10 protein-coding genes are annotated in these 9,555 nt (G+C 64.8%); 3 read left to right on the top strand and 7 right to left on the bottom strand.

What is annotated here, in order from left to right; translation table 11 throughout:
* On the bottom strand, nucleotides 1-249 hold a 249-nt coding region (locus Q0996_RS23780), incomplete at its 3' end, for a hypothetical protein (RefSeq protein WP_299626079.1).
* A 136-nt stretch (nucleotides 250-385) separates the two neighbouring features.
* Between Q0996_RS23780 and phhA the strand changes: the two genes are divergently transcribed.
* From phhA to Q0996_RS23765, 3 genes are all read left to right on the top strand, one after another.
* Nucleotides 386-1,189: a phenylalanine 4-monooxygenase gene (phhA, locus tag Q0996_RS23775; RefSeq protein WP_299626076.1), complete on the top strand. Its 804-nt coding sequence runs from the start codon at nucleotides 386-388 to the stop codon at nucleotides 1,187-1,189.
* A 107-nt stretch (nucleotides 1,190-1,296) separates the two neighbouring features.
* Nucleotides 1,297-1,542, top strand: coding sequence for a hypothetical protein (locus Q0996_RS23770; RefSeq protein WP_299626073.1), 246 nt, complete (start codon nucleotides 1,297-1,299; stop codon nucleotides 1,540-1,542).
* Nucleotides 1,543-1,709: 167 nt separating this feature from the next.
* A complete protein-coding gene (locus Q0996_RS23765) occupies nucleotides 1,710-2,216 on the top strand; it encodes a GNAT family N-acetyltransferase (RefSeq protein ID WP_299626070.1) in 507 nt (168 codons plus the stop codon).
* 42 nt (nucleotides 2,217-2,258) lie between these two features.
* Here Q0996_RS23765 and Q0996_RS23760 read toward each other — a convergent pair whose 3' ends face one another.
* The 6 genes from Q0996_RS23760 to Q0996_RS23735 all read right to left on the bottom strand — a co-directional run bounded on the left by Q0996_RS23760 (nucleotide 2,259) and on the right by Q0996_RS23735 (nucleotide 9,391).
* Nucleotides 2,259-3,209 (bottom strand): ABC transporter permease, encoded by a 951-nt coding sequence (locus Q0996_RS23760; RefSeq protein ID WP_299626067.1) that lies wholly within the window; start codon nucleotides 3,207-3,209, stop codon nucleotides 2,259-2,261.
* Nucleotides 3,206-4,147, bottom strand: coding sequence for an ABC transporter permease (locus tag Q0996_RS23755; RefSeq protein WP_299626064.1), 942 nt, complete (start codon nucleotides 4,145-4,147; stop codon nucleotides 3,206-3,208). The genes Q0996_RS23760 and Q0996_RS23755 overlap by 4 nt, the downstream gene beginning before the upstream one ends.
* Nucleotides 4,144-5,598: a sugar ABC transporter ATP-binding protein gene (locus tag Q0996_RS23750; protein ID WP_299626061.1), complete on the bottom strand. Its 1,455-nt coding sequence runs from the start codon at nucleotides 5,596-5,598 to the stop codon at nucleotides 4,144-4,146. The genes Q0996_RS23755 and Q0996_RS23750 overlap by 4 nt, the downstream gene beginning before the upstream one ends.
* A 29-nt stretch (nucleotides 5,599-5,627) precedes the next feature.
* The gene (locus tag Q0996_RS23745) at nucleotides 5,628-6,647 is read right to left on the bottom strand and encodes an ABC transporter substrate-binding protein (protein WP_322096796.1); all 1,020 of its coding nucleotides are present in this window, start codon (nucleotides 6,645-6,647) and stop codon (nucleotides 5,628-5,630) included.
* A gap of 222 nt (nucleotides 6,648-6,869) precedes the next feature.
* Nucleotides 6,870-7,391: an acyloxyacyl hydrolase gene (locus Q0996_RS23740; RefSeq protein ID WP_299626058.1), complete on the bottom strand. Its 522-nt coding sequence runs from the start codon at nucleotides 7,389-7,391 to the stop codon at nucleotides 6,870-6,872.
* Nucleotides 7,392-7,597: 206 nt separating this feature from the next.
* Nucleotides 7,598-9,391 carry a long-chain fatty acid--CoA ligase gene (locus Q0996_RS23735; protein WP_299626055.1) on the bottom strand — a complete coding sequence of 598 codons (1,794 nt, stop codon included), beginning with the start codon at nucleotides 9,389-9,391 and terminating at the stop codon, nucleotides 7,598-7,600.
* Nucleotides 9,392-9,555 lie beyond the last annotated feature (164 nt).

Raw genomic sequence — 9,555 nt, 5'->3', positions numbered from 1 at the left:
AAACGCATCGACCGACTGCTCAAACCCCAAAACCACCATCCTCCAAGCGATCCCCAATTGCCCCTGGAACTCGCTTATGCCTAAACCGGACAGCAGTGGGCTTGTCCCGAGGGTCCATGGAAAGACCGAGTCTCGAACCTCGATGGATTGCCGGAACAAGTCCGGCAATGACGATTTTGGGTGGGCGGAGGGCGACAACCCTTCGACGGACAAGGCATCGTTTCGGATCAGGCTCTGAGGGCCGTGCATCGGGGCCTATGTCCGGCATTCGAGCCAAAGTTGGCGGTTAAGCATTGGGTAAGGGCCTGGCTGTCAAGCTGGGTCCAGGTCGGTGCCCCTACGTTGATCACCGCTTCCCCTGAAGAAGGGGGAAGGAGAAGACATCATGGCAAAGTCGACCAGCTACGAATCCAAGATCCCCGATAGCCGCGGGATCATCGCCTACAGCGATGCGGAAAACGCGGTCTGGCGCGACCTGCGTCTCCGCCAGAGCAAGCTGCTGCCGGGCCGCGTCTGCGGCGCTTTCCTGAACGGCCTGGAGATGCTGGACCTGCCGGCGGACCGCGTGCCCCAACTCAAGGACGTGAACGCGCGCCTCAATGAGATCAGCGGCTTCGGCGTGGAGCCGGTGCCGGCGCTGATCTCCCCCAAGCGCTTCTTCACCCTCCTGGCCGAACGCAAGTTCCCCGCCGCCACCTTCATCCGCCGCCGCAAGGAATTCGACTACCTGCAGGAGCCGGACGTCTTCCACGAGATCTTCGGCCACTGCCCCATGCTGACCCTGCCGACCTATGCCGACTTCCTGCAGAAGTACGGCGAGAAGGCGCTGCAGCTCGACAAGTCCTACATCTGGATGATGCAGCGGCTGTTCTGGTTCACCGTGGAGTTCGGGCTGATCCGCACCGAGGAGGGTATCCGCATCTACGGCGCCGGGATCGCCTCCTCTGCCGGGGAGACGCCCTATGCGGTGGAAAGCGCGGAACCGGAGCGCCGCCCCTTCGATGCCCTGACCGTATTCCGCACACCCTACCGCATCGACATCTTCCAGAGCGTCTACTACGTCATCGAGTCGGCGCAGCAGCTCTACGATCTGGTGACCAGCGACCTGGTGCCCATCATGGACGAGGCCAAGCGCCTCGGCTCCCTGCCGCCGACCTTTCCGCCCAAGGAAGAAGCCGGCGCGGCTTAGAGAACGCAAATCGGCGTGACTCCGTATTTGCCCGATCCTCGATTCAGGCCATAGACTCTCCGTCGTCTTGCCTGGCTGATGCCCTGATGTGAGAAAGGGGCAATCGCATGAGGATGAAACACCTGTTGGTGGCCGCGCCGATCTGCCTGATCGCCGGCTGTGCGCAGACCTTTCCAGAGAACCCGACCCCCGAAGAACTCGACGAGATGCACGCGGTTCTGAGGGACTGTCTCAACGGCATCATCCCGCTGGAGACGGACTACAGCCGGACCTGCCAGAACGTGGAGTCTGCGCTGATCGCTTACTACGGCAGTCTGGACGCCTACCTGGACGCGCTGAAGGCCAGGAACTGACGTGCGCTTTATCCCCGGCCCCGTATCGACACTCGCCGCATCGACGCTCTCGCCTGCAGCGTGAGATATATCGGCAACTCTGCCTGTGCTAGGGTTTTGCCGAACAGGTCAGGTCAAGGGGGGCGGGCCGCGGGTGCCGCGCGCCCTCAAGGATTGGGAGGCAAGCCATGGCCATGGACGTGCGGCGCTTGACGCAGGACGACGCCGAGATATTCCGCGAAATCCGCTTGGAGGCGCTGGAGCGTCATCCCGAGACCTTTCAGGCGACCTATGAAAGCGCGGCGGAGCTGCCTCTGGATGCCTTTCGCCAGCGCCTGCGCCAATACGCGCTCTTCGGCGGCTTCGTCGATGGCGCGCTCTGCGGCTTCGTCGGCTTCTATCCGCTGCGAAACCCGAAGATCAGCCACAAGGGCCTGATGTGGGGGATGTACGTCACGGAGGCCGCCCGGGGCACCGGCCTTGCCGCCGCCATGGTGGAGGCCGTCGTCGACCATGCCAAGGACAAGGTCGAGCAGATCCTGCTCTCGGTCATCGAGGACAACGAGCGCGCCCGGCAGTTCTACGGCAAGATGGGCTTTGAACCTTACGGCATGGAACTTCGCGCGCTGAAAATCGGCGAGCGTTACTACAACGAGGAGTTCCGGGTGAAGTTCTTGGGTGGGAGCTCAGCCTAGGGGGAGCGGGCTGGAACCGCTTCGACGTGAGTCGGAAACGCTCTAGCCATCCCTCTTGCGCCCGCCGCTTGCCGCCACGATCACGGCGATGATGATGAGGCCGGTCAGCACCAGACGCACGCCCGCCCCGGCGCCGAAGGTGTTCAGCATCGTCACCAGGAGGAAGAGGAACAGCGCCGCGCCCCAGAGCCCAGGCACGTTGGCATAGCCGCCGGCGACCGAGGTGCCGCCGATCACCACGACCGCGATGGAGGAGAGCAGGTACTCCTCGCCCATATTGAGGGCGGCCCCGCCGGAAAAGGCGCCGAGAACGTAACCGCAGCAGGACGCGAAGACAGCGCACATCACGTAGGTGGTCGCACGCGTCCGTTCGACGGGCACCCCGGCCAGATGGGCCGCGCGCTGGTTCTGCCCGATGGCGATGACGCCGCGGCCGTAGACCGTGCGGACGAGGACGAAGTGCATCACCACGGCCAGCAGCACGACAACGACCGCCAGGACCGGCACCCCCAGGATCTTCGCCGTCGCAAAATCGGCAAGGGCCTCGGGCGGTTTGATGCGCAGGCCCCGATTGTACCAGATCGCGGCGGACTGAAAGATAAAGCTCGATGACAGCGTCGCGATGATCGGCGGAATCCTCAAAAAGCGGATGAGGCCGTAGTTGATCGCGCCGACGCCGAGCCCGACGGCGACGGCCAGCAGGAAGCCGACAGGTATCATGGCGTTCGCGCCGTCCATCACCTTCATCGCCACCGTGCCGGCCAGGGTCATCGTTGCCGGGATGGAGAGATCGACGTTGCCGGGGCCCAGGGTGATGACGAACATCTGGCCGAGGGCCACGATGACGAAGAAGGCACCGAAGGTCGTGGCCGCGCTCATCACCTCGGCCGCCCCCTGGCCGCCGGTGAAGAGCGCTGTGGCCAGCCAAACGGTGAGCGCCGCGATCCAGGCCCAAAGCCAGGGCTGCCGGCCGATTCGGGCGAGGTAGGTCATGGCCGCGCCTCCGCCCGAGAGATCAGGACACGCAGCGCCAGCACGATGATGAGAATTGCCCCCTGGGCGCCGATCTGCCAATCCGGATTGAGACGCAGAAAGGAGAGGAAAGAGCCCGCCAGGGTCAGGACGATGGCGCCGACGACGGCGCCGACCGGCGATATCCGGCCGCCGACGAACTCGCCCCCGCCGAGGATGACCCCGGCGATGGAGAGGAGCGTGTAGCGCAGGGCGATGTTGGCATCCGCCGAAGTGGTCAATCCCACCAGGGCCATGCCGGAGAGAACGCCGAAGAAGCCGGCCAGCGCGAACATGGTCATTTTGATCTTCAGCATCGACCAGCCGGCCCGCTCCAGGGACTTCGGATTGCCGCCCGCCCCGCGCAGCACCGTCCCGTAGGCCGAGCGCATGAGCGCGAAGTGCACGACGCCGGCGATCAGCACGGAGGCGATGATCGGAAACGGCACGTAAGCGGGCTTCAGGGTCATCAGCGCGCGGATCCACTCCGGCGCCTTGCCGCCCGGCGTGGGCAGGACCAGAACCGCGAGGCCCAGCCAGACGAACGACATGCCAAGCGTGACCACGATGGAAGGCAGGTTGCGGAGATGGATCAGGGCGCCGACGCCGGCATAGACCAGAACCAGTCCGGCAAGCGCCAAGGTGCCCAATAGCGGCGAGTCGTGCAGCCAGGTGGCCGTGATGCAGGCGACGAGGCTGACGAAAGCGCCGATCGACAGGTCGAGATCGTTGACGCAGAGAATGAACATCTGCGCGATCGTCGCCAGCGCAATCGGGATTGCCAGGTTGAGAAGCAGGTTGAGCCCGAAATAGCTCATGGTGCGCGGTTGCAGCCAAAAGATCGCCACCAGGATCACGGCCAGCGCAATGACGGGCAGCGCGCTCCTGATGGCCCGGGGCGTCAGAACCCGTGCGATCATGCGTCTGCCCGGAAAGAGGAGTGGAGGACCTTTTCCTCGGTCATTTCGCCGCGGGCGAGGTCGGCAGCGATGACTCCGTCGCGGAAGACATAGACGTGATCGCAATTCCGCAGCTCATCCATTTCGGTGGTGTACCAAAGGAAGGTGCGGCCCTTGGCGGCTTCGTCCCGGATCATCGCGTAGACCTCCTGCTTGGTGCCGATGTCGACGCCGCGCATGGGATCGTCCATCACCACGATCTCCGCGGCGGAGCCGAGTGCCCTGGCGAAAAGCGCTTTCTGCTGGTTGCCGCCGGAAAGCGACAGGATCGGCGCGCTGACATCGGGGGTGCGAATGCCGATCTTCTGGCGCCAGTCCTCCGCGAAGGTCCGTTCTCCCCCCCGGTCGAGAAGGAGACCGGACAGGAATCGCCGCAGCGAGCCGATCGAGATGTTCTCGGCAATCGACCAAAGCGGAAAGACACCGTCGCTCTGCCGGTCGCCGGCCACCAGCGCAACGGCCCCAGACACCTCGGCGCCGCCCGATCCTTCGAACACCTGCACGATCAAATCGGTCTGGCCGTGCCCGCTCAGCCCTGCCAGCCCGACCACTTCGCCGCGATGGGCAATCAGTTCGACCGCGTCCGATTGGGCCTTTGGCTTTGCCCGAACGACCGGCGCACCACTGGCGCGTTTCGAGGCGGCGGCTTCGATTCCGCGTTCCTCCGCGACGCTGCCCATCGCGGCTACGAGTGACCCGCGGTCGAAGGCGCTGGCACGGTCCAGCGCCACCACGCCGCCGTCACGCATCACCGCGATCCTGTCGGCGGCGGAAAGAACCTCTCCCAGAAGATGGGAGATCAGGACGCAGGCGCCGCCGTCGGAAACATAGCGCCGCACGAAGTCGAGAAGCTGCCCGGCGACCACCGTGTCGAGGGAGGAGGTCGGCTCGTCCAGAATCACCACCCTTGCCGGCGATTCCGTCACGGAGAAGGCGCGTGCGATCTCCACCATCTGCCGCCGCGCAATTGAAAGATCACCGACCAGTGTATCGGGATCGATACCGTGACCGGGAAAGACCTTGTCGAGTTGACCCTCGATCAGGTCGCGGGCTTGTCGCCGCCAGCCGATGCCGCGGATCGCCGGATGGATGATCCGGGCGTTCTCCGCCACCGTCAGATTGGGACAAAGCGACAGCTCCTGAAACACACAGCGTACGCCCGCCTGATGCGCCGCCGCGGCGTCGAAGCGCCCGGTCAAGTCGGTTCCGCCGACCGCGATGCGCCCGGCGTCCGGGACCAGGACCCCCGCCAGGACATTCATCAGCGTGGATTTTCCGGCGCCGTTGTGCCCGACAAGCCCCAGACACTCGCCGTTGTGCAGAGCCAGACTGACGCCGGCAAGCGCCCGGACAGCGCCGAAGCTCTTGTCGACGCCGTCCAACTCCGCGGCTGAACCGGAGGGAACAGCCATTTCGATCGCGCGTGGCGCGTTTGGCGTCCTCAGCCTCCCGCCGCCGAGATCACCGCCTTGGCGTCTTCGAGCGAGTACTCGACATTGGCCACGCCGCCCGCCTCCGTAGTGGCGAGATTTTCTTCGAGATTGTCCTGATCGATGCGCAAGAAGGGCACCACGAGATCCTTGGGCACGCTCTGACCGTCCAGAACCTGCTGGGCGACCCAGAAGGCGAGGGTCGAAACGCCGGGCGCGATCGAGACGGACATGGTCTCGTAGTTGTTGGCGTCCTTCTGCTCTTTCCACCAGGTGAGTTCGTCGTGACGATTGCCCATCACGATCACCGGCGTTGGCCGCCCCGCGGCCTTGAAGGCCTGCGCTGCACCGTAACCATCGCCGCCCTGGGTTACCACCGCCGCGATCTCCGGCAGGCTCGGCAGGATGCCGGCGACTGCTTTCTGCGCCACGTCCTGGGCCCAATTGCCGTGAACCGACCCGACGATCTTGAACTTGCCGGTCTCCGCGACGCCATCATGGATGCCGGCCGAGATCTCGTCGTCGACGAAGACCCCGGCAAGACCGCGGATTTCCAGCAGATTGCCGCCGTCAGGAAGCCGGTCTGCAAGATAGAGCACTTCGTCCTTGCCCATTTGCTTGAAGTCCACGGCAATGCGCCAGGCACAGGGCTCCGTCACCACCCCGTCGAAGGAGACGACGGTCACGCCGGCATCGCAGGCTTCCTTCACGGCGCCGTTCAAACCTTCGGGCGAAGCGGCGTTGATGACGATAGCGTCATAGCCTTGGAGGATCAGATTCTGAATCTGGGCGGCCTGCTCGGTCACCTGGTTTTCTGCCGTCGTGAAGGCATCAGCGGCGGACACGACACCCTTTTCCACGGCCTGGCTTGTCACCTTGTCCCAACTGCGCAGCATTGCCTGGCGCCACGAGTTTCCGGCGTAGTTGTTCGATAGTGCGATACGCTTGCCAGACGTGTCGGCGATGGCTTGATTGCTGGCGCCGAGGGCCAGGGCGGCAACGATGAGCGCAGTGGGGATTCTTCGCATCATTTTCCTCCTCCTAGTTTTGAGCCGGCGCTCTCAGGGCGCCTTGCAAACGCTGCATCCACCGGGACCGGCAGAACACGCGGTCGGGACTATAGGGTGTTCCCTATGGTTCCCAAAGAGGTTTTCCGAAGCCGCCACGACGGCGAAATGAATGTAAACAGGCCCCAGATCGGGACCGGTCTTTTGTCGCGACGGCAGCCCTGGTGCGCTCTGGCCGGCTGCTGTCTAGAACAACACGTCCAGCGGCAGGTGGTAGTAGAGGTTGAGCACCTCGACGCCGGGGTTTTCGTCGTCGAGCCCGGCATTGGAGAGGTGGCTGAAGGCGACCGAGACCCGGGACTGGTTCTCGAACTGGAAGCCCAGCTCGACTTGGCTGCGGAACTCCACCGTGTGGCCCAGGTCCTTGCCGTCGCCGTCTTCGTAGAGGCCCGGCGCGAAGCTGCCGGTCAGGACCAGCCGCTCGAAGAAAACGATATCCATCAGGACGCCGATGCCGCCCCAGACGGAGCCGTCGGTGGTGGCCTCGATCCCGGCCCAGGGCTTCAGCCAGAGGAAATCGTCGCCGTGGCGGTACTCCAGGCGGAAATCAACCGCTTCGTCTTCGCTGTCGACCAGGTCGAACCAGCCGACGCCGCCGCTGATCACCGCAGGGGTTTCGTTGAGGGCGACCTGCGCGGCAGCGCGCTCGCCGAAGCTCGAGAAAGCAAGGCAGAACAAGGCTGCCAAGAGCGCCAAGCGTCTAGTCACCGCAGGAATCCCCCAATTCAGAACGGCCCCGAACGAAGTCTCCGAATCTTCCCTACTTTGGCATGCAGGGCAAGAACCTTGCTTCCCTTATGTCACAGCTCGCCGCGCCGATCCAGCGCCGAGGGCCTTTTCGCGCCGCCCGGAGGAAACAATCAGAGGGAACAAAGGGTGACTATACGGTCGTCTGCGCACCGCATTGGGCGGACTCACCGCTTGTCGTAAAGGCTCTCCAGCAGTCCGCCGTAGGTTTCGCGGATCTTGTAGCGGCGGATCTTGAGGGTCGGTGTCATCATGCCGTTGGCCACTGAAAAAGCTTCCGGCAGAACCGCAAAGCGGCGGATCTTCTCGATCGGCGAGAGCTCGCCGTTCACCCGGTCGAGAACGGCGGAGAGTGCGGCCCGGAAGTCCGGGTCCTCCGACAGGGCGGCCAGATTGGCGGGCTTGCCGTGGCGGTGGGCCCAATCGGCGACGAAGTCCTCGTCGGGCACCAGCAGGGCCACGAGATGGGGCCGCTTGTCGCCGGACACCATGGCCTGAACGATCTCCGTCTGCAGGGTCAGGATTCCCTCGACCCGTGCCGGGGAGACGTTGTCGCCGCCGGAAAGCACAATGATGTCCTTCTTGCGGTCGGTGATGATGAGGTAGCCGTCCTCGTCCAGCTTGCCGACGTCGCCGGTGTGCAGCCAGCCGTCCTTGAGCACCTGGGCCGTCGCCGCCTCGTCGCGCCAATAGCCGTTCATCACCAGTTCGCCGCGCAGCAGGATCTCGCCGTCCTCGGCGATTTTCACCTCGACCCCCTCGAAGGGCGGGCCGACGGTGTGGAGCTTCACCTTCCAGGGCGGGTTGGCCGAGACGATCGGTGCCGATTCCGTCTGCCCGTAGCCCTGCAGGAGCGGCAGGCCGAGGGCGGTGAAGAACAGGCCGATGTCGAAGTTGAGAGCCGCGCCGCCGGAGACGATGGCCTTGATCCGGCCGCCGAAGCGCTTGCGGATCTTGTTGCGCACCAGGACGTCCAGGAAGAGGTCCTGCAGCTTGTCCAGCAGGGTGAGCTTCTCCGGCGCCAGGTAGCGTTTGCGCCCGAGCTCTTCCGCCTTGGCGAAGAGCTTCGCCTTGAAGCCGCCCTCCTTCTCGATGGCCCGGCGGATCCGCAGGTGCATGGACTCATAGAGCCGCGGCACGGCGGTCAGGATCGTCGGCCGCGCCTCGCCCAGGTTGCGCAGCAGTTGATCGACGCCCTCGGCGTAGTAGATCTCCGCGCCGATGGAGATCGGGAAGAACTGGCCGGCGGTGTGTTCGTAAGCATGCGACAGCGGCAGGAAGCAGAGGAAGATCTCCCGGCCCAGGCCGATCTGCTCCAGCAGGCGAAAGGCGCCCATGCAGTTGCAGAGAATGGCGCCGTGGCTGAGCATCACCCCGCGCGGCACGCCCCCGGTGCCGGAGGTGTAGATGATGCAGGCGGTGTCGCTGCGCTTGGCCTGCGCGGCGAAGCTCTCCACGTCGTCGGGCATGGCATGGCCGCGCTCCATCACCGCCTGCCATTGGTGGACCGCCTTGGGGCCGGCCTGGCCCTGCTGCAGATCCTCCATCGCCACCACCCACTTGCAGTCCGGCGCGTCCATCACAGCGGGGATCAGTTTCTGTGCCAGGGCATGGGTCGAGACGATGGCCCCGGCGGCACCGCTGTTGGTCAGGATGTGCAGATGGTCGCTGGGGAGATTGGTGGTGTAGGCGGGCACGGTGATGCCGCCGGCGGCCATGATCGCCAGATCCGCCACCAGCCATTCCGGACGGTTCTCCGCGACCAGCACGACGCGGTCCCCGGGCTGCAGGCCCAGGTCGCGCATCCCGCGGGACAGGTCCTTCACCTGTGCGGCAATGCTGCCCCAGGTCTGCGGACGGTAGGTGCCGTCGCGCTTGTCCCAAAGAAAGTTCTGCTCGGCGCGCGCCGTGGCCTGTTCGAAGAACACGGCCGTGAGCGACGGCCAGGCCGAGAAATCCATGCATCCTCCCTTGGGGACGTTCGCTTGCCCCTGCCAATCCCCCGCCGCTATCGTTAGGGTGGAGGGTGGCTCCATCCGGGCCCCGGCGGCTTTACGCTTGGTTCCCCTGTATTTGCGGACTATATCGCAAAGGGTCAAGCTGTTGTCGTGACCCTTTCATTCGA

It is taken from the genome of Pelagibius sp. (assembly GCF_028289705.1).
Taxonomy (GTDB): domain Bacteria; phylum Pseudomonadota; class Alphaproteobacteria; order Kiloniellales; family Kiloniellaceae; genus Pelagibius.
Note: the sequence above shows the minus strand (reverse complement) of the source record. Positions and strands in the feature narration are given on the sequence as shown.